25 protein-coding genes are annotated in these 16,807 nt (G+C 68.0%); 11 read left to right on the top strand and 14 right to left on the bottom strand.

The window, feature by feature from the left end; translation table 11 throughout:
• Positions 1-1,206: 1,206 nt before the first annotated feature.
• Together DP939_RS02790 and DP939_RS49210 are read right to left on the bottom strand one after the other, a co-directional pair.
• Positions 1,207-1,881, bottom strand: a complete 675-nt coding sequence (locus DP939_RS02790) for a type II secretion system F family protein (RefSeq protein WP_113978509.1) — start codon at positions 1,879-1,881, stop codon at positions 1,207-1,209.
• Between the two features lie 689 nt (positions 1,882-2,570).
• Complete coding sequence (locus tag DP939_RS49210) at positions 2,571-4,601, bottom strand: hypothetical protein (protein ID WP_404828573.1); 2,031 nt, start codon at positions 4,599-4,601, stop codon at positions 2,571-2,573.
• A 95-nt stretch (positions 4,602-4,696) separates the two neighbouring features.
• Between DP939_RS49210 and DP939_RS02780 the strand changes: the two genes are divergently transcribed.
• The 9 genes from DP939_RS02780 to DP939_RS02740 all read left to right on the top strand — a co-directional run bounded on the left by DP939_RS02780 (position 4,697) and on the right by DP939_RS02740 (position 8,188).
• Positions 4,697-5,218: a hypothetical protein gene (locus DP939_RS02780; protein ID WP_113978507.1), complete on the top strand. Its 522-nt coding sequence runs from the start codon at positions 4,697-4,699 to the stop codon at positions 5,216-5,218.
• Entirely contained in the window at positions 5,218-5,532 is a 315-nt protein-coding gene (locus DP939_RS02775) for a hypothetical protein (protein WP_113978504.1), read from the top strand. The genes DP939_RS02780 and DP939_RS02775 overlap by 1 nt, the downstream gene beginning before the upstream one ends.
• A gap of 93 nt (positions 5,533-5,625) precedes the next feature.
• Positions 5,626-5,937 (top strand): hypothetical protein, encoded by a 312-nt coding sequence (locus DP939_RS02770; protein WP_113978502.1) that lies wholly within the window; start codon positions 5,626-5,628, stop codon positions 5,935-5,937.
• The gene (locus DP939_RS02765) at positions 5,934-6,308 is read left to right on the top strand and encodes a hypothetical protein (protein ID WP_147267846.1); all 375 of its coding nucleotides are present in this window, start codon (positions 5,934-5,936) and stop codon (positions 6,306-6,308) included. The genes DP939_RS02770 and DP939_RS02765 overlap by 4 nt, the downstream gene beginning before the upstream one ends.
• Positions 6,309-6,310: 2 nt before the next feature.
• Positions 6,311-6,598 carry a hypothetical protein gene (locus DP939_RS02760; RefSeq protein ID WP_113978497.1) on the top strand — a complete coding sequence of 96 codons (288 nt, stop codon included), beginning with the start codon at positions 6,311-6,313 and terminating at the stop codon, positions 6,596-6,598.
• A 154-nt stretch (positions 6,599-6,752) separates the two neighbouring features.
• Positions 6,753-7,136 (top strand): hypothetical protein, encoded by a 384-nt coding sequence (locus tag DP939_RS02755; RefSeq protein ID WP_113978495.1) that lies wholly within the window; start codon positions 6,753-6,755, stop codon positions 7,134-7,136.
• The gene (locus DP939_RS02750) at positions 7,136-7,342 is read left to right on the top strand and encodes a hypothetical protein (RefSeq protein WP_113978492.1); all 207 of its coding nucleotides are present in this window, start codon (positions 7,136-7,138) and stop codon (positions 7,340-7,342) included. Before DP939_RS02755 ends, DP939_RS02750 begins: the two co-directional genes overlap by 1 nt.
• Positions 7,339-7,668, top strand: a complete 330-nt coding sequence (locus tag DP939_RS02745; RefSeq protein ID WP_147267845.1) for a hypothetical protein — start codon at positions 7,339-7,341, stop codon at positions 7,666-7,668. The genes DP939_RS02750 and DP939_RS02745 overlap by 4 nt, the downstream gene beginning before the upstream one ends.
• A 40-nt stretch (positions 7,669-7,708) precedes the next feature.
• Positions 7,709-8,188 (top strand): hypothetical protein, encoded by a 480-nt coding sequence (locus tag DP939_RS02740; RefSeq protein ID WP_113978487.1) that lies wholly within the window; start codon positions 7,709-7,711, stop codon positions 8,186-8,188.
• Between the two features lie 256 nt (positions 8,189-8,444).
• Here DP939_RS02740 and DP939_RS02735 read toward each other — a convergent pair whose 3' ends face one another.
• From DP939_RS02735 to DP939_RS02710, 6 genes are all read right to left on the bottom strand, one after another.
• Entirely contained in the window at positions 8,445-8,705 is a 261-nt protein-coding gene (locus DP939_RS02735) for a GntR family transcriptional regulator (RefSeq protein WP_113978485.1), read from the bottom strand.
• A gap of 443 nt (positions 8,706-9,148) precedes the next feature.
• A complete protein-coding gene (locus DP939_RS02730) occupies positions 9,149-10,099 on the bottom strand; it encodes a hypothetical protein (RefSeq protein WP_113978482.1) in 951 nt (316 codons plus the stop codon).
• Positions 10,100-10,181: 82 nt separating this feature from the next.
• On the bottom strand, positions 10,182-10,412 hold the full coding sequence (locus DP939_RS02725) for a hypothetical protein (protein WP_113978479.1): 231 nt from the start codon (positions 10,410-10,412) through the stop codon (positions 10,182-10,184).
• Between the two features lie 39 nt (positions 10,413-10,451).
• Positions 10,452-11,084 carry a hypothetical protein gene (locus tag DP939_RS02720; protein WP_113978477.1) on the bottom strand — a complete coding sequence of 211 codons (633 nt, stop codon included), beginning with the start codon at positions 11,082-11,084 and terminating at the stop codon, positions 10,452-10,454.
• A 188-nt stretch (positions 11,085-11,272) separates the two neighbouring features.
• Entirely contained in the window at positions 11,273-11,506 is a 234-nt protein-coding gene (locus tag DP939_RS02715) for a hypothetical protein (protein WP_147267844.1), read from the bottom strand.
• A gap of 250 nt (positions 11,507-11,756) precedes the next feature.
• Positions 11,757-12,044: a hypothetical protein gene (locus tag DP939_RS02710; RefSeq protein ID WP_113978473.1), complete on the bottom strand. Its 288-nt coding sequence runs from the start codon at positions 12,042-12,044 to the stop codon at positions 11,757-11,759.
• Positions 12,045-12,123: 79 nt separating this feature from the next.
• Between DP939_RS02710 and DP939_RS02705 the strand changes: the two genes are divergently transcribed.
• Positions 12,124-12,534 (top strand): GntR family transcriptional regulator, encoded by a 411-nt coding sequence (locus DP939_RS02705; RefSeq protein WP_113978471.1) that lies wholly within the window; start codon positions 12,124-12,126, stop codon positions 12,532-12,534.
• 3 nt (positions 12,535-12,537) lie between these two features.
• On the opposite strand, the gene DP939_RS02700 is transcribed toward DP939_RS02705, so the two are convergent.
• The 4 genes from DP939_RS02700 to DP939_RS45970 form a co-directional block, all read right to left on the bottom strand.
• Positions 12,538-12,768: a hypothetical protein gene (locus DP939_RS02700; protein ID WP_147267843.1), complete on the bottom strand. Its 231-nt coding sequence runs from the start codon at positions 12,766-12,768 to the stop codon at positions 12,538-12,540.
• A gap of 94 nt (positions 12,769-12,862) precedes the next feature.
• Positions 12,863-14,056 (bottom strand): helix-turn-helix domain-containing protein, encoded by a 1,194-nt coding sequence (locus tag DP939_RS02695; protein WP_113978465.1) that lies wholly within the window; start codon positions 14,054-14,056, stop codon positions 12,863-12,865.
• Between the two features lie 107 nt (positions 14,057-14,163).
• On the bottom strand, positions 14,164-15,312 hold the full coding sequence (locus DP939_RS02690) for a methyltransferase domain-containing protein (protein ID WP_113978463.1): 1,149 nt from the start codon (positions 15,310-15,312) through the stop codon (positions 14,164-14,166).
• Positions 15,309-15,464, bottom strand: a complete 156-nt coding sequence (locus tag DP939_RS45970) for a hypothetical protein (protein ID WP_158578440.1) — start codon at positions 15,462-15,464, stop codon at positions 15,309-15,311. The genes DP939_RS02690 and DP939_RS45970 overlap by 4 nt, the downstream gene beginning before the upstream one ends.
• A gap of 134 nt (positions 15,465-15,598) precedes the next feature.
• Here DP939_RS45970 and DP939_RS02685 point away from each other — a divergent pair, with 134 nt between their 5' ends.
• Entirely contained in the window at positions 15,599-15,790 is a 192-nt protein-coding gene (locus tag DP939_RS02685) for a transposase (protein ID WP_113978460.1), read from the top strand.
• Positions 15,791-15,897: 107 nt separating this feature from the next.
• Here the strand turns inward: DP939_RS02685 and DP939_RS02680 are convergent, their stop codons facing one another.
• Positions 15,898-16,119: a hypothetical protein gene (locus DP939_RS02680; RefSeq protein ID WP_113978457.1), complete on the bottom strand. Its 222-nt coding sequence runs from the start codon at positions 16,117-16,119 to the stop codon at positions 15,898-15,900.
• Positions 16,116-16,805, bottom strand: a complete 690-nt coding sequence (locus DP939_RS02675) for a peptidoglycan recognition protein family protein (protein WP_113978455.1) — start codon at positions 16,803-16,805, stop codon at positions 16,116-16,118. Before DP939_RS02675 ends, DP939_RS02680 begins: the two co-directional genes overlap by 4 nt.
• Between the last annotated feature and the right edge of the window lie 2 nt (positions 16,806-16,807).

Here is a 16,807-nt window from a genome sequence, read left to right as displayed (position 1 = left end):
GCGGCGTAGCTGATCCGCGCCGCGGATCGTCAGCAAGCGATCTGCAGCCGTTGGCGCGGCAAGCAACAGCCACATCGCCGTCGAGCTCGCCGCTACCGCCAGCAGAATCCATGCCACTGTTCAACCTCACTTTCAGCAGAAGTCACTCCAGGAGAGGTCAGAGGTGACGTCCTGGAAGAGGGAAATTTCATACCGAAACTACTTCGCTCCGCCGCCCTGACCTTTTTTGATGTGACCGCCCCAGTACCTCCAGTCGGTCGCGTTGCGCAGGTCAGGGATTGGATTTTCGAGCCTAGGCTGAAGCCGATGTCGCGGCACGATTACTAGTCAAGCAGATGTACTGGAACGCACTCCACACCTGGACATAAGAATGGAGCCTATACAGATTCGCTATGTCCCGCCGGGCGATGTAAATGGCAACGTCCAAATTGGATATCACGCAGGTCGGCCCCCTTAGGCTGCGAGAGAGTTTCGCCACCCCATGAGGCGCGATCCCCACCTTATGGTGGAATTTTTGCGACAGTGCTCGCCCGCTTCGTGTGCCGAGGTACCGGCAAGCACGCCCGTCACATCCGAGGCCGCTGCGCGAAGTTCAGACCACCTCGCAAAGCGCCATCAGATCGTGTCTTGCCGAGTGGTGCAGGCGGGATTGTTCAAACCGAATATCACACAGGTCCCGCCGCTAGAAAAGTTGCAACGCTCCACGGGACGCGATTCGCCGTCACCATCTGGCCCCGCACCGATTAGATGACCGAACGGGGAGAGTTCCGTTGGCAGCTGCCTGTGGGCCCGGTTCAGGGCGGAGGTTTGCGAACATTCGTGTCTACCAACGAACCTCCTCGGCCTGTGGCCCGATTTCCAGTGCCGGCGGCAGGAGAAACGACGCTCCCTGGCGCCAATTCCGCATGACGACTCCTCTATTCGATGCTCACGGAAGAATAGGCAGTGGCTTTATGCTGCCGAGCGCGCCGAATCGGCCGCCCAGGCTATGGGTACTCGCACACGACCCGCTCTCGGTGATGTGAATCGCATCCCCGAAGGGGTCGCGCTTCCCGGCGGCCGAAGTGATTGGTCGGCGCGATGCGCGATTCAGACATTTCCACTTTCATCGCCCGGTGGGACACGATCTGAATGTATTGCCAGGATTGGAAAATGTGGTGTGGTTGGCGTGGCACGGAATTCAACAGGCCTGCGGGATGCCTCGCTTCATGCGCGCTCGGCACGAGCGACGAGGCGGTTGGTCCACCAGAGCCCGCACGCATTCAGAGACAGGCCGACGAGGAGACAGCCGAAACCCATGGGGCCGCCGAAGAGAAAGCCGATGGGGTTCATTCCCATACCTGTGGCCAAGAGCAGCCCCAGGAGCGGCAGAGCGGCCAGCAGGCGCGCCGTGGCTCGCGGGCCTGCGAGTTGGGCGGCTGTGTCCTGGCGATGCGCCTGCGCGGCCCGGAGCCCGGTCTCCACGCGATCGATGAGGGCTGACAAGCCCGCTCCGACGCGTGAACTCAGTTGCCAGCACGCTGCGAGCCGGCGCAAACCTGCGCCGCCCTCCTCTGGGGCGACGGCCCGGAGGGTCGCCGGGACATCGCCGCCATTGCGCGCTGCCGTGTCCAGCGCCTGAGCCACCGAAGGCTCCGGGAACCGCACCCATGCCACCACTCGGGACAGGGCCTCGGCCGGGTTGCGTCCGGCCGCGAGTTCGGCTCCGAGGCCGTGGCATAACTCGATACAGGCCGTGTGCCACAGCGCGGTGGCCTTCGCTCGGGCCGACCTCCGTCCCACACGGTCGGCGAAGGGCAGCCGCCCTATGAGCGGTGCACCGATCTGGATCACGAGGCGGATCACGCCCAGGAGGCCGGGATCACCCCGTGCGGACTCCATCGAGATCTCGTAGGGGGCTGCCTGTTCAGGACCGGAACCCGGGGGTCTGGGGATGAGCCCCATGTGTGCAGGGCCGTACCGTCCTGTCGCCGACTGTCGAGCAGAGGAAACGGCCGGCTTGGGTGCTCGGGCCGTATCCGCACGGGCGTGCAGACCTATGGCCAGACGTCGGGCAAGGGACAAGAGCGGGTCGGGTGCGGCAGTCGCCATCGGATGCCTGTACGCATCTATGGCCGGTGCGCGGCCGATCGGCGGGGGCGGTCCAATGAGGGACGCTGCGCCGGCGCGGGAGCGCAGCGCCATGGAAACGGCCCGCGTGGGGACTGGAACTCCGCCTGTCTGAGCGAGCGGCGCCGTGGTGAGGTCACGAGATGGGGGCACTGCCGCCTTGAGCGGAGAACTCCCGTCCGAGCCTGTGACCAGCCCCTGTGCAGGAGAAGCGGGGGTTCTGGGGGTGGAGGTCATCTCTCTGCTGCCCCATAGGCGGCCGGTGAAGGATTCATGGGTGCCGGAAACCGTCGGTCGAGGAGTGAGGGACGGGAATCCGCCGGGATCAGGGGTGGCGGTTTCTGGATCAGGTGAATGGGGAGGGCGGGCGGGGATGAGGCGGGAAAGTCTGGCGGCGGCGGGGCCGGGCATGGTCCAGATCCACACCGCCAGGGCGGCGAGTGCGGCGATGGCCATGACGCTCATGAGGTCGCCTCCGGAGGGTTCGGGTGCGGGGGTTCATCTGCTGTCGGCCGCAGTGTGGGGTCATCCCGCAGGGAACGCCGCGACGCGGAGACGTCGCCGTGAAGCTGCGGGGCCGCGTAGTTGACCTCTGATGACTGTGGGCCTGTGCGATCACGCTTCAGAAAACGCAGGCGCGCGGAATCGACGTCTGCAAGCCGTACGCCTACGGGTTCGCCCTCCTGAAGCGCAGGGCTCTTACGATCATCGTCCGGCGAGTGCGGACTCGCCCGACCACTCTCCCGAAGCCTCGGCCTCGCCGAATCACCTTCCGAAGACCCCAGCCCCGGAGGATCATCCTGTCGGAGCCCGGGGCTCATATGATCGCCGTCTGGAAGCCGTGGACTCGGGCAATCGTCATCCACAAGCCACGGAACCGGAGAACCACTTTCCAGAACCCCCGGCCTCACCGAATCAACCTCTGAATGCCCCGGCTCCGCAGCATCGCCAGCCCGAAACCACGGACTCGTCCGATCAGTGGCCAGAAGCGGTGAGCCACCGGGACCGCCCTTGGGAAGCTGAAGCCCCGGAGGATCTCCATCTTGAAGTCGTGGGTTCGAGCAGCCGTCGACCGCAAACCACGGACTCAGAGCGCTGCTCTCCGGTGCCTCTGACCTCACTGGAACAGCCTCCGAAGATCGCAAACTCGAAGAATCACCCTCCAGAATCCGCGAGCCGTCCGGTCCCCCCTTTGGCAACCGATAGCCGAAAGGATCTCCATCTTGAAGCCGTGGGTTCGGGGAACCGTTATCCGCAAACCACGGACTTGGAGGGCTACCCTCCGGTTTCCCTGATCTCGCGGGAGCACTCCCGGAAGATCGCGAATCCGAAAGATCACTCGCCCGAAACCACGGACTTCTGTCATCTTCCTCCGGAAACCTCGAGCACCCCGGACCATCACCGTCGTCTGCAAACCATGGGTCCTGAGAACCACCCTCCAGGGTTCCTGGCCTCGCCGAATCGCGCTCCGAAAGCGCCGGCTCCGCAGGATCGCCAGCCCGAAGCCATGGACTCGTACGCTCAGCAAGGCCGCCCTCCGTAAGCTGGCCGTACGGAGGAGCGATCTCTGATGGCCGCAGGCGTGGAGGATCACCCTGCCGAAGCCCCCCGCTGATGCGATCAACGTCTCGAAGCTGCGGGCTCTTGGAATCTGCCTCTAAAGGCCCCGGCCACGCAGAATCACCAGCCGGAAGCCACCGAGCCGTACGAGCAGCAACCGGAAATCGGGAGTCCTCGGGACCGCCCTCCGCAAACTGAAGCTCCGGAGCAGCTACCTCTGATCGCCCCAGACCTGCAGGATCACCCTGCCGAAGCCCCCCGCTCATGCGATCAACGTCTCGAAGCTGCGGGCTCTTGGGATCCCCCTCTAGAGACCCCGCCCCCACAAGATCAGATGGGAGCCATGGGCCCATACGGTCAGTAACCGGAGATGGAGGGCTCCCGGGACCGCCCTCTGGGAGCCGGAGCTCCGGAGGAGCTTCCTCTGATCGCCGCAGGCCTGCGGGATCGCTCTGCCGGAGCCGCGGGACCTTGGGATCCCCGTTCGAGAAACGCGGCCGTGCAGGATCACCCTTTGGCGGCTGCGGACCTGCAGGGTCGGCTGCCCAAAGCCCTAGGTTCATACGGTCGTCTGTCGGATGCCGCGGGGCCGCCGGGGCGGCCCCTGGGAAGCGGATGTTCGAGGGGCGCAGGTCTGTGAGGGCGCCGGTGGGGAGCCGGTCGGTGAGGGCGGGGAGGCTGGGGCCAGGGATGACTCGGCCGTCGGGTGGGAAGGTCAGGGCGGGCTCCACTGTGACGAGGCCGGAGGGGTGGCGGCTGAGCAGGCCGATTTCGGCCACTCTGCGGCGCCCGCCGGCGTGGTCGCGTACCAGGTGTACGACGACGTCGAGGGCGGCGGCGACCTGGCTGTGGACGGCTTCACGGCTGAGTCCGGCCGCGCAGGCCAGTGCTTCGAGGCGGGGCATCACGTCGGCGGCGGCGTTGGCGTGCAAGGTGCCGCAGCCGCCCTCGTGGCCTGTGTTCAAGGCTTGAAGGAGGTCAATCAATGACTAGATAACACCAACACAAGCCTTTGAGAGGACCGACGATGGGCAAGTCCCCCACTGCCATCGCCACCACCGACTACAGCCCTGGCGACCGGGACCACGTCTTCGAGGCCATCCAGCCGGTCGTGAGCGCGATGACCGACCTCATCCACCATCGCACCGCCGACGGCGAATGGCAGCCTTTCGCCGAACGCGGCGACACGGCCGGCCTCGCCAGCGAGGCTCGCGCCGTCCTCGACGCGCTCGGCGGACCGATCAAGACGGCTCGCCGCGAGCTGGCCCGTATCGACAAGGGCGCGCGGATGCGCGCGCTGGCCCGCGCTAGGCGCCGACCGGACTTGACCGGCCACTGCATCATCGTCGAGACGATCGACGCCGACACGGCCCGCAAGATCCGCCGACCCGAGGCCGCCGGGCAGTTCGGCATCGTCGAGTGCCATGACGGCCGCCGCGGCAAGGTCTGGGGGGTCGCCGACGAGATCCCGCCGGAAGTCGGCATCGAGGACGTGGCGCGCGTGGTGGCCAGCAGGTACGGCGCGCGGTACGCCGGAGTGGTCCGCTGATGGCCATGTTCAGCGGCGAGATCGCCGCCCAGTTCATCTCGCGGGGATACGCCGTCTACGGCATCACGGACCACCACGACGGTATCAGCGCGGTGCCCGCGGACGCGGACGGGAGGGTGCGCTTCGCCATCCCGGTCGGCCGCAACCACAACTTCGCGCTCGCGGAGGAACTGGGCACCCGGGCTTGGCTCCTGCTCAAGTACCAGGAGCCCGACGGCAGCCACCCGGTATCGATGTGCGCGCACGGTCGCTTCGTCGAAGAGTGCTGCGATCAGCGGCCCGCGCCGGTCACACAGCGGGGAGTTACATCGTGACCGAACGCACCGCCTATACCGCCGGGCTGCGGGCCCTGGCCGATCTGCTGGACGCCAACCCTGCGGTGCCTTTGCCGTGGCGGTCCATCGCCTTTGCCGTGGCGGTCCATCGAGATCGACTTCAGCCCCCACGGGCGCCCCCTCATCCCGCCGACCGACCAGCTTCGGGTGGCGCTGGATGTGGTCGCGCACATGCGGGATCCCGAGCTGAGGATGGAGCTCGTCCGCGGCGTAGAGCGTGCCCGGCTGTGCGTGCGCGGTGATATCGCGGGCCTCACCGTTCGCCTGCGGATCAACGCCGACGACGTGTGCGACCGCAACCCGGCGGCCCGGCTCAAGCGGGACCGCTGGGTCATCCCGTCGGCGCTGCTCGCTGTCGTCCGCAACGGCCGGACTGCGTCATGAGTCGCCGCGACCGGGTGACCGAGCCCGCCGAACTCGCCGCCAATCTCGTCCGCTTCTTGAGGCGCATGGAGGACCACGCCGCCTCCGACCCGGCCAACCTCGTCTACATCGACGAGCTCGCCGAGGCCCTGCGCGAGACGAAGCTGCGGGCCATCGCCCGCGCGGGCCGGGCCGCACGGGAAGGCGGCGACTACTCGATCGGCGAGATCGGCCGGATCCTCGGGGTCAGCAAGCAGGCCGTCCACCAGCTCATGGCGAAGGGCAAGGCGCTGTTGGAGGAACAGCGCGCCCGGCTTGGGGTGGTCTCGCTACGCGAGCGCCGCCGCGTACGCCTCGTCGAGGCCGGTGTACGTGAGCGGAAGGTGGGTTGATCATGCCGCAGATTCGGATCATGGACGACGATCCCGATTATGTGGAGCACATCCTCTCCATCTTGCTCCCACTGCTCGCCGCCGACCCGCGACTCACCGTAGGCACCGTCACCCGCCTGCGTCACCGTGAAGGGGGTGGGCGGCAAGTGTTCACCCTCCTGGCCATCGACTACCCGCCAAGGGCAACCCCATCGCCGATCCACATCACCGCGGAACGCGTCGATCCGCCCCCGCCGCCGCGCCGCATGGCCCCGCGAAGCCGTACGCGCAGAGAACTACCGCCAGCGTGATCGCCCGCTCCGACGACCATCACCATCCAGCGAGTCGTACGAGTGATCAACGCGAGCCACGCTTCCTCGCGGATCGACACCGGCGGCGGTCTCGCCGCCTGACCGTCCGGCCGAGCGGCAACCGCCGTCCGGCCCTTTCCTCAAGGAGACCCTGATGACCGATCAGCGAAGCCCGCTGGCACGGGCAGATGATGCCAAGCGCCGTCGCGACATCGACGGCGAGCTCGGCGCGATCAAGGACGGCTACGAGGCCCTCACGTCCGCGCCGTGGTACCCGGCCCGCGCCGGAGACATCCTGCACGTCCACTACGAGGCCCTGGACGTCGCCGCATGGGGCGAGACATACCTCGTGACCGGCGGCAGGTTCGGCGTGGAGCTGCTCCTCCTGGCGCACACCGCCCAGGACGCCGACGCAGCGGGAGCTTACGCCCCCGGCATGCCCGACGACCCGATCATGGAGGCGTGGATGGAGGCCGGCCCCGGCGCCCTCATGGTGGTCCGTGACGGGCGCGTGATCCACCCCGCAGGGGAGAGCTGATGGACAGGCTCGTGTCGTACCTGCTGTTCGCAGGCTGTCTGTCGGCGCTCTTGGGCGTGGCGCTCGCCGCCGCCGATCTGGCCCGCGGGACCAATATGACCACGAATGGCGCCACGATGGCGGTCGGCACTGCGCTGGCCATCGTTGGCACGGCCCTCTACCGGCGCGAGCGCGCCGCTCAGACACAAAGCAGGGAGACAGCATGACCACACGTGGAGCGCGAGCCCTTGACCTACTCCTATACCTGGCCGGTATCGGCGCGATCGTCGCCACCGCCTGGACTCTGGACCATACAGACTGGCGATGGTGGATGCTCCTCACCGCGCTGGCCGTGATCTTCATTTCGGAGGCACGGCACACCAACCTCCGCCGCCGGGCCGATCGGCTCCACAGGACCGCGGTCACCCTCGTGAGGCGCTGCGCAACTGGGCACCAGGGCGACCCCAGCGACTTCAACGGCGTCCCGCACAGCGTGCTCAACGAGGCGTTCGCCACCGAGGAGACACCGCCCAACAAGGAGACGCCGCAATGACGAAGATCAGGCGGCGAGACCTCCCCGCAGGAGGTGCTCGATGACCGCGCCGACCGCCGAGCAGCTCGACAAGCTGCGCGCGCTACTCGACCGGCTCCCGGTCGGCCCGTGGCACGCCACGGACTGTGAGGGCCGGATTGAAGTGTGGCAGGAGTCCGCGCTGACTCACATCACCCGCGATGCGCGCGGAGAGATCGCCGGGTACAGCACGCCGAGTGCCTACCTGGCCAGCCAGCTCCTGTACGAGCGCTACGTGGACACATGGGATCGTGGTGAGCGGGACGGCGAGGATGACGACCTGCGACGCGACATCGCCGAGCTGATCGCCGCCGCGCGCAACATGCTGCCCGGCCTGCTCGCCGAGATCGGGCGGGTGCGCACCCTGGTCCGCGACCTCGCCGATCCGGACGAGTGCCAGTACGACCACCACGGCCACTGCAAGGCGCACGGTTGGACACAGACCGAACCTCGCTGTCCACACGCCCGGGCCCGCGAGCTCCTCCAGGGGGAGACGACATGAAGTGCACCATCGTCCTCCTGGCGCTCGCGGTACGGTTTGGCCGGCTGGTTTGGCGAAGGGCTCGCAGTCTGGGGGAGGACGGCCCTGACGTGTTCGCTACTGCCATCCGGTAGCGCATAATGCGCAGAAATAGGCACATTTACGGATGCCGACTCAACCGAGCGCTCGTTACGATCCTGTCTCGCCCAGAAGGCGAATAGGCGAGGGCCCCGCGCGGTCGGGAAGTCCGTCCCAGGCGCCGGCCGCGCGGCCCAACTCACGAAGCACCCGGCACTCCGCCGTCCTCGCTGTGCTGGACTACATAGATGCCCATGCCGCTCACGGTCTCCACCAGGCGTTCGTCCTTGAGGACTTGCACGGCCTTGCGCAGGGTGTCACGGGCCACGCCGAACTCCTGCTCCATCTCTACCAGGGATGGGATACGGCGGCCCGGCGGAATCTCTCCGGCCTCGATCCGCTTACGCAACGCTGCGGCTATCTGCTGGTACGGCGGGATCGGCCCCTCCCTGTCGATCATGGGCAGAGCCTATGCGTCCGCCTCTACCCAGCCATAGCTAGCCTCTGGGGTAGTCGGGGGTAGTACGGCTGTTCTACAGTGGCTGCACCGAAGTAGGCCCCTCGACGCTCAACTTCCCAGGCCGAGCTGCCGAGGGGTCTGCTTCCTTCTCCGGTTCGTGCGGGAGTGGCATCGTCGGCGGCTGGCTTTGGCCCGGGACGCAGGTGTCCTCGCTCAGAAGCGGTATCGGATGACCGTTTTGGTCTGCGCCCGCGAGTCGCCAGTTGTAGGCGTAGGGCGTGTAGATCCCGTAGATGTCTCGGCCGCAGTGACGGCAGGTGGCGAGGCGGTCGCTGGGCCCGAAGGCGTATGGATAGGGCACTGGCCGCATGGTCTCGCCTCGCACTTTGGTTGGCCTCGGCGGGGTGCGGAGCCTGGGACGTGATGCACCCCGCCGAGGGGTCTCAGGTGGGTGACGCAGCGCGACGGACGCGGTGGCCGTGCCAGATGCGCAGCCACGCGGGTGGGACGATGGGCTGGGGCGCGAGCAGCGCGCTCACGACGCGCCGCCACCATGGCTCCGCTCGCCGGCACCGTGCGCACCGGGCCTGGATGTCCACGAGGTCGGCGATATGGTCACCGTGGGCCACGATCGCGGCCTTGTCGCTGGCCAGCTCGATTCCCCAGGCGTGGGCCAGGAACGCCACACGTACCACGATCGCAAGCGTGATCGCTTCTCTGGGTGAGGCGGGGGCCAGCACGCCGACGGCGAAGTACCCGAAGACGTTCAGGAGCAGGTATCCGATGGCCCACCACCCGCTGAGGATGGCGCGGCGTGCCCCGCGGGCCAGCACGACCCGCAGCAGCGCCAGGTCGGCCTGGTGCAGCAGATCATGCCCCACCATCATCACGTTGCGGAAGGCCCCATCTGCCTTCACGGAGAGCGTCACAACCGACCAGCGGGCCAGGCACATCCCGTCATGAGTGTGGCCGGGTGGGGCATCCGCCTGGTAGAGCAGCGCGGTACCCCGGCGGCCCTGGGACAACACCGCCCTCGCCCTGTCCCACGCCTCCCGCACCGGCCCAGAAAGCGTGATGGAGAGGCCGGCTTGATAGGGCAGGATGCTGGAGTCCTCGATGGCGAGCCGCGATTTGAGCGCCTTCCCGTTGAAGGCGTACGCGATCACCTCGCACGCGACCAGCGCGGCTAACACCAAGGCCGCAGAACGATATTCGCCGTCGGCGAGCAGGCGCAGCAGGGCTCCGAGGCCGGCGCACAGGAGTGGTGTCCCATAGACGAGGGCGAACCGTTGGGCAATGCTGCGGCGCTGAGCGTAATGATGCGCGGCGTACTCAGCGAACGAGACGATCCGCTTCGGCCTGCCGATTCGCGGGCGGCGGGAATTTGTAGTCATGAGGTCGTATCCTGGGGGTCTCTGATCAGTCGGTGTCCGGCGGGCCAGTACAGGCGCGGCCGGACGATGGCGGGCGGTGGCGTCAGGCGATCCGATGTCGCAGCCACGAGCGGCCGGACCGGGCCGCATGCTGGTACGTGGCCTGGCTGGACGCCGGCCCCACCGCGGCCTTGTAGAGGCGGAACAGCGTCCACAGCGCGATCAGCCTGGTCACCTGATCATCCGGTGCGGCCTGCCACACGGCGAGGTTCGCCAGCAGGGACTCGGTCCGCCGCGCCGTGTGGCCCGCATAGATCAACCAGGGGCCGAACATCACGAGCTCGACCCATGCCGGGCCCTGGCAGGCGAAGCCTCAGTCGAACATGAACATGCTGGGGCCGGCCCCGGGCGAACCGACCATGCGGAGCACGCCGGGGTGCAGCGCGAAGTGCAGCAGTGTGTCGCCCTTCAGGGCTTCTACGTCGAATCCGTCGAGCACGTCTGCGTACATCGCCCGGTCGCCTGCGGGCATGACGGTCTGATCATCGAGTATCGCGTGGGCTCGTCCGAGCAGATTGCCGATGTGGTCGGACAGTGACGGCACGCCGGGCGGGCATGGCGTCAGTAGGTCGCCGAGGCGCGCGATCTCCGCCAGCACGGTCGAAACGTCCAGCGACCCGGGCGTTAGATCCACCTGCCGCCCCTCGACGAACGTGTGGACCATCGCGATCCATCCATGCGCGGTGCTGGACCACTGCATCCGCGGAGCGGGCACCGCGACGGGCAGGACCAGGCCGACCTGGCGCTCCCGCTCGTAGATGCGGGCGATGGGGTGGCGCGCGGGGCACGCCTTGAGCCACGTGCTCCTACGGTTCTCGTGTAGGAGGCGGATCCCTGCGGCGGGTACGTGCCCGCGAGCCGGGGCGGCGGTCTTGAGGACCACTCCGAGGTGTGTTTCCACGTCGTCGCGGAGCTGCTGCGGTAGCTGCTCCCATTGGATGCCCATACGTCCTACTTCTTCGGTGGTTTCGGCGGGGGCAGCTTCTTCAACTGCTTCTTAATGCTGGGTTTCTTTTTGAAAGCTCCGTTGCAGAGGGGACAGTCCCGGCACTTTCCGGGGCCGCGGCACGTCATGTGTCTACATGTCGCACAAAAATCGTTTGGACCAATGGTCACGTTGCTCGGTCTCCGTGGTCAGGTGGCGCCCAGGCGGACCAGAATGCCGCGCTGCACAATGAGGGCGGCCAGGAGTTCGTTTGGCCCTGCCCGAGCGAAGTCGTGGAGTACGCCGGCCGCCTTCTGCTCCGGTGTGGGTGGGACACGCAGGGTGGCCCACCACCAGCCGTCGCGTACAAGGAGGGCCCAGCCGGGGAAGGTGTTCTCCATCGAGGTGAGGTGGGCGCGCTGAGTGGGGGTCAATGGGTCCATTGCACGCCTCGCCGGGGAGTGCGCGGGCGGGCGGCGGGTCGTGGTGTGGAGGGCCGCCCGCCCGCGCGGGCACAGGGGTCGATGGCTCCCTGTGCGGCGCGGCAGGGACCCGGGGGTGGGTGGGGCTGCCGCGCAGTCTGGTGGGCGCGGGCGGGGAGGTCATCTCGTACCCGCCCGCGCCGGGCGGGCCCTCGGCGGCCCGCCGTACGGTACGGCGGCGCCCATGCCCGCGCCACGCCGCCGTACCCGATCATGGGGTGTCCTCCCATGCGTCGCCGACGACGGAGACGGTCTCGCCGTCCGCCCGGTGCGCGGTGATGAGGGTCGAGCCGTACCGGTAGTCGCCGATGCTTCCGTGAGGGGCGGGCACGAGCCGCGCGTACCGGACGCGTCCGCGGCCCTCCGGGTGGGAGTCGAGGGTGTCCAGCATCGCTGTCTCGGCTGCGTCGCGGGAGTCGTGCACGCCCCCTCCCCCACACTCGCCCGCCTCCACATCCCATACCAGGAGGAGGTCATCGTCGTGAGGAAGCGCGATCACGAGATTCCCCTCGGCCGGTCACCGTATTGGCCTATTGGCCAATACGGGAAGCAGCCAATAGGCATGATGCGATCACGGAGTGCCGATCGACCCCGCATCCTACGTACCGGCCTACCGCCAGATCGCCGACGACCTGCGCGAGCGGATAACGTCTCGCGCCCTGCGCCCTGGCGAGCGACTGCCCGCCGAGGATCGTCTTGCGAGCGAGTGGGGCGTCGGCAAGGACACCGTTCGTGACGCTCTTCAGATCTTGCGCGGTGAAGGACTGATCCGCACGGTCCGCGGTCAGGGCTCATATGTCCGCGAACCCGCGCAGCCGGAGGTCGAACGAGTCGAGGGCCCGGCGCGTCTCCGAGTGCGGATGCCGACGCCGGAGGAGCGGCGGCAATTCCGCATGGACGAGGGTGTGCCGGTGATCGTGCTGGATCGCAGCGGAGCCGTCCAGGTGTTCCCAGCCGACCGTGTCGAGATAGAGATCCCGTCGCATTGAGGGTCATGTGATCTCTCCGGTGGATTCCTGCCCAGTGAGCATCCTGTCGAGCTCCCTGAAGGTCTCCGCGTCCACGCGTTCGCCGGGCTCTCGTGTCGCGTGCCAGCCTGTGGGCCGGCAGCGGTCATCGAGTCCCCGCCAGATCCGCCACTTCGGGTGGCGGGCCTGGAGCTGGCCGAGTTCGCCTTCTTCTTCGGCCGGCCAGCCGTGGAGGTCCGTGTCCCGGGTGCTCATGGCAGGACAGTACGCCCGCAGCCGGATCAGGAACACGGACAGCGCGTCAGCTCTCGATCGCGCTCAGTAGCGGAACCCGGACATGCTGTCCGGGTCACACCACCGGATCGAACGCCCGGACGACTTGACGAAGGGGGCCGGTGATTCGGCTCTTCCGGTCGGCCAGATCCAGCGCCAGAGACTTCGCAAATTGCTGGTGGCGGAACCACTCTGGACTCATGGACTGCGCCCTCGCCGTCACCTCCACCGCATCATCGACCCGCCGCCGCTCCAAGAGACTCCGGCCGACGTTGAGCAGGTGACGGCCGTGCTGGACTGTGAAGAGACACCCACTGTCCACGGTGCGGGCGGCCTTGAGCGCGGCCTCCGGGCGGCCCAGCGCGGTCATGATGTGCGCCTGCTGTACCGCCACGTGCGATGGTCCGAACGACACCCAGTAGTCGTGCCGGTCCTCCCCAGCGCGGGCGGCGCCGGCCGCCGCGGTCCGCAGATAATCCAGCGCCCGGTCCGCGTCTCCGCGTCCTCCGGCGGCCACGGCCGCATGAAGGATCAGGCCACCCCACGCGGTGATCTGCTGCGGCTGCGCCCGGGAGATCGCGATCTCGATCTTGTCGGCCTGCGTGGCGGCGAGGTGCTCCGCTTCGGTGAGGCGCCCTTGGTGCAACAGCACCCATGAGTAGGTGCCGTACATGGTGGCCGACCGCCACTCGTCATCGCCGTGCCGCGCGGCGTAGATGGCGCGCTCCGCGGCGATGGATGCGGCATCGTCGCGGCCTGTGTGAACCAGGAGGCACGCGGCAAGCTGCCAGGCGTGCGCCAGGGGGCCCGCGGCGGCGACCAGGTCGGCGGCCTGGAGCCAGCGGCATCGGGCGACGAGGTCGGGGAGGTCCGCGGCGAGCACCCCGAACTCTCCACTGAAGTACGCCCCGTAAGCGCGCTCCACGAGGCGCCACAGCTCCTCAGCCGTTGGCGGTTCTCCGTCGTGCGTCGGCGCGACGTCTGGGAGAAGATCAGGGGCGATGACCAGATCCCGCACAGTGAGGACCGTACCGCCGGGCGCCGGGTTGAGACGGCTGCCCTTCCCGGCGATGACCCCGGGGTCCACGTCGAGCGCCCGCGCCAGCTTCGCCATGCTGGCCCAGCTCATGCTTTCGCGTACGTCGCGTTCGAGTTTGGAGACGAGGTCGATTGAGACTTCGGCGGCCTCGGCGAGTTCGGCTTGCGTCAGCCCTCGCGCGGCACGGAGGGATCGGAGACGTTGTCCGATGGTCGTGCTAGCGTCGTTCATGGCCCTGCCCTTCCTGACGGCTTCGACATCATCAGGCTACGGCGCAGGGCCGTTGTCGTACCAGGGAACGAGGAGGTCGGCAGCCGCCCTCGCGGGCGGCGCACTTGCTACCCGATCACCTGTTCAGGGGTGTCTAGCCACACCTGTTGTCCGTCCGGGGTGACGGTCATCCCAAACCGGTCCCGGCCGGGCTCGCCCCATGCCACCCACCGGAAGTAGGCGTCAACGACCTCATCCCATAGTGGCCGGTCACCGACCTGGTAGACCTTGTACTCTTCGGCGCCAGGACGCCACACGGCCGCCGCCCACGAGAACGCCGAGGCCGGGTCTGAAACCCATACGCGGTGCAGTTCGCCGTCGTCGTCGCTGCCAGAGGCGCTGCGTGAGGTGAGCCCGGTCAGCGCCGCCATCGCCAGGTCCGCCCCGGCCGGTGCGTAGGCGATGGTCCGGGGGTCTACCCGCGTGGTGAAGTGGTGCTTGCACTCGTCGCTGGGAGCGGCGCGGTCGGCCACGGCCCGCTGAGACCGCAACGGCATGTAGGAGGCGAAACCGGGGAACCGGCCGTGCGCCGTGCCGTCTGGCACGACGACGAGCCGCACCAGGTGGTTGGTGCCGAAGTTCGGGCACCAAGGGGCGACGATGACACCGCCGGGGCGGGTCTGCTCGACCCACGCGTACGGCACGCTGCGGATGCCACAGGTGACATGTACCCGGTCATGCGGCGCGCGATCCGGTGCGCCCTGGGTGCCGTCTCCGAGGATCAGATGCGGGGTGTGGCCGGCGGCGGAAAGGTTCTTCGCGGCCTGCTCGGCTACCGCCGCATCGACCTCGATCGATGTGACGTTCTGCTCGCCGACGAGGTGGGACAACAAGGCGGCGGTCCACCCGGTGCCCGTGCCGATCTCCAAAACCCGGTGTCCGGCTTGCAGATCGAGGCGCTGGAGCAGATCGGCGACGGTGCTAGGGGCGGAGGCCGATGAGGTGTAGCCACTGGACAGGGTCTTCAGGTCGGTCGCGCCGTCGTCGAGCTGGGTGACGATGCTGGTGTCGGAGTAGACGGCGTCCCACCACTCGTCCGGGTCGGTGTCGCGGTCGATCAGGTGGGGCTGTGGCCGTGCGATGAGCCCGACCGGGGGGATGAACTGATCCCGCCAAACGGCGCGGACTGCGGCCTTGACGCTGTCGCTGATATCTCCCTCCGGATCGAGGGCGGTGATCAGTCGATCGATGCGGTGGTCGGTCCTGGCTTCGGTCACTTCGTACCGTCGCCGCCTTTGTCGTCCTTACCGTGTTTGCCGGTGCTAGTGCGGTTTTCGTCGTCGTTGCTGCCGGTCCCGCCAGAACTGGCGTCGAGGGGTTCGTCCTTGGGGCTGTCCGGGTCCTCGTGCTTGCCCCATGCTGCGCTCATGGCGGTGATCTCCTCGCCTAGGTCAACTGCCTAGCGTGACAGTACGGCTACGCGATAGGCCGGGCAATGGCTTTCGCGTAAGACCCCTGCACCTGCGAGGAACGACGTCGTGTCGGGCTTCGTATCCTGTCCGGATGGGGCGCTGGGTCAGCCAGGACGGCCACGAGGTCGAGGCGGTCGTGCTCGACTCGCGGTCGATGCTACGTGTCCAGCGCTGGTACGGCGATGTCCGCTACCTGATCGCATACTGCACCAGCGTGCAGGAGGTGGCCAAGATCGTGGATCTGGCGACCCTCACCGAGGTCGATAACTTCCCTGCGCCATAGCGAAAGACGGCCCCGATCCTCCGAAGAGGACCGGGGCCTCATGCTCCCCTCGGCCGAAGCAGCGCGCCGATGGCGCTCGATCGGGGCGATCGAATCCTGGCGTCAGGCTACCCCTGCGGCACGTCCGTCCGCAGCCACGACGGCAGCAGCCGCTGGACCGCGGGCAGTGCCATCACCCGCGCGAAGCCGCCCGCGACGGCCAGGGCGCCCGCCACCCACGGCAGCGCCTCTGGGATGCCGGACGCCGCGACGATGGCCGGCAGCGCCACGGCGATACCCACCGCCGTCTGAAGCGCAGTCCGGATCGCCTTCTTGTTCGCATCGCTCATGACTTCTCCTTCAGCAGCTCGCGGACGAGCGCGGTCAGCTCGCCTACCTTCTCCTCCAGGCCGCGGATCCGCTCGTTGTTGTTGAGGAGCAAGCTCTTGGCCTGCCACTCCGGGTTCTCCTTGGTCCCGAACGGGACCTTGATCTCGTAGGTCCACACGTCCTTCGCGCTCACGTCGTCGTCCCCCTCCTCGGGTGATCTGCTGAATGTCCCGCCTTTGACCAGGCGGTACAGTCGGTCGCCGGGGCAGCTCGTGCTGAAGAAGTCGCGATGCCCCTTCACTGCCGCGCCGAGGCCCTTGCTCATCAGCCAGGCCCGGAGCTGGCGGACGGCGTCGATCTGCTCGGGGGTCGGGTCCTCGTTCGGGCCGGACATCAGGGTCACCGAGTACCAGTCGCGGTTGCCCGCCGTCGTGCCTTGCGCGGCCTGGTAGCGGCCCAGGCCGCGGCCCTCCAGGATGTAGCCGTGCGGGCAGGCCCCCCACGAGTAGCCCAGGTCGCTCCAGCCGCGGGACGGGCCCATGTGAAAGGCCCGGGTCCTCCGCCAGTACGCCAGACAGGCGGAATGCGGCTTGCGGGCGAGCCCCTGATCGCTGCTGTCGTAGTGGATGACCAGCCCACGGCTCGGGCTGGCGGGGTCGGCGGCGGACGGCGGCCAGCTGAGCGCTGCGCGCGTGACGAGCTTCATCT

Origin of the sequence: Spongiactinospora rosea, from assembly GCF_003315795.1 — a bacterium.
GTDB lineage: Bacteria > Actinomycetota > Actinomycetes > Streptosporangiales > Streptosporangiaceae > Spongiactinospora > Spongiactinospora rosea.
The sequence above is the reverse complement of the archived record's forward strand: the minus strand, read 5'-3'. Positions and strand labels throughout refer to the sequence as shown.

Coding starts and splice junctions, on each gene's coding strand:
- DP939_RS02790 (WP_113978509.1), bottom strand. CDS start 1,881: ATGGAGTCCGCACGGGGTGATCCCGGCCTCCTGGGCGTGATCCGCCTC.
- DP939_RS02780 (WP_113978507.1), top strand. CDS start 4,697: ATGGGCAAGTCCCCCACTGCCATCGCCACCACCGACTACAGCCCTGGC.
- DP939_RS02775 (WP_113978504.1), top strand. CDS start 5,218: ATGGCCATGTTCAGCGGCGAGATCGCCGCCCAGTTCATCTCGCGGGGA.
- DP939_RS02765 (WP_147267846.1), top strand. CDS start 5,934: ATGAGTCGCCGCGACCGGGTGACCGAGCCCGCCGAACTCGCCGCCAAT.
- DP939_RS02760 (WP_113978497.1), top strand. CDS start 6,311: ATGCCGCAGATTCGGATCATGGACGACGATCCCGATTATGTGGAGCAC.
- DP939_RS02755 (WP_113978495.1), top strand. CDS start 6,753: ATGACCGATCAGCGAAGCCCGCTGGCACGGGCAGATGATGCCAAGCGC.
- DP939_RS02750 (WP_113978492.1), top strand. CDS start 7,136: ATGGACAGGCTCGTGTCGTACCTGCTGTTCGCAGGCTGTCTGTCGGCG.
- DP939_RS02745 (WP_147267845.1), top strand. CDS start 7,339: ATGACCACACGTGGAGCGCGAGCCCTTGACCTACTCCTATACCTGGCC.
- DP939_RS02740 (WP_113978487.1), top strand. CDS start 7,709: ATGACCGCGCCGACCGCCGAGCAGCTCGACAAGCTGCGCGCGCTACTC.
- DP939_RS02735 (WP_113978485.1), bottom strand. CDS start 8,705: ATGATCGACAGGGAGGGGCCGATCCCGCCGTACCAGCAGATAGCCGCA.
- DP939_RS02730 (WP_113978482.1), bottom strand. CDS start 10,099: ATGACTACAAATTCCCGCCGCCCGCGAATCGGCAGGCCGAAGCGGATC.
- DP939_RS02725 (WP_113978479.1), bottom strand. CDS start 10,412: ATGTTCGGCCCCTGGTTGATCTATGCGGGCCACACGGCGCGGCGGACC.
- DP939_RS02720 (WP_113978477.1), bottom strand. CDS start 11,084: ATGGGCATCCAATGGGAGCAGCTACCGCAGCAGCTCCGCGACGACGTG.
- DP939_RS02715 (WP_147267844.1), bottom strand. CDS start 11,506: ATGGACCCATTGACCCCCACTCAGCGCGCCCACCTCACCTCGATGGAG.
- DP939_RS02700 (WP_147267843.1), bottom strand. CDS start 12,768: ATGAGCACCCGGGACACGGACCTCCACGGCTGGCCGGCCGAAGAAGAA.
- DP939_RS02695 (WP_113978465.1), bottom strand. CDS start 14,056: ATGAACGACGCTAGCACGACCATCGGACAACGTCTCCGATCCCTCCGT.
- DP939_RS45970 (WP_158578440.1), bottom strand. CDS start 15,464: ATGAGCGCAGCATGGGGCAAGCACGAGGACCCGGACAGCCCCAAGGAC.
- DP939_RS02685 (WP_113978460.1), top strand. CDS start 15,599: ATGGGGCGCTGGGTCAGCCAGGACGGCCACGAGGTCGAGGCGGTCGTG.
- DP939_RS02680 (WP_113978457.1), bottom strand. CDS start 16,119: ATGAGCGATGCGAACAAGAAGGCGATCCGGACTGCGCTTCAGACGGCG.
- DP939_RS02675 (WP_113978455.1), bottom strand. CDS start 16,805: ATGAAGCTCGTCACGCGCGCAGCGCTCAGCTGGCCGCCGTCCGCCGCC.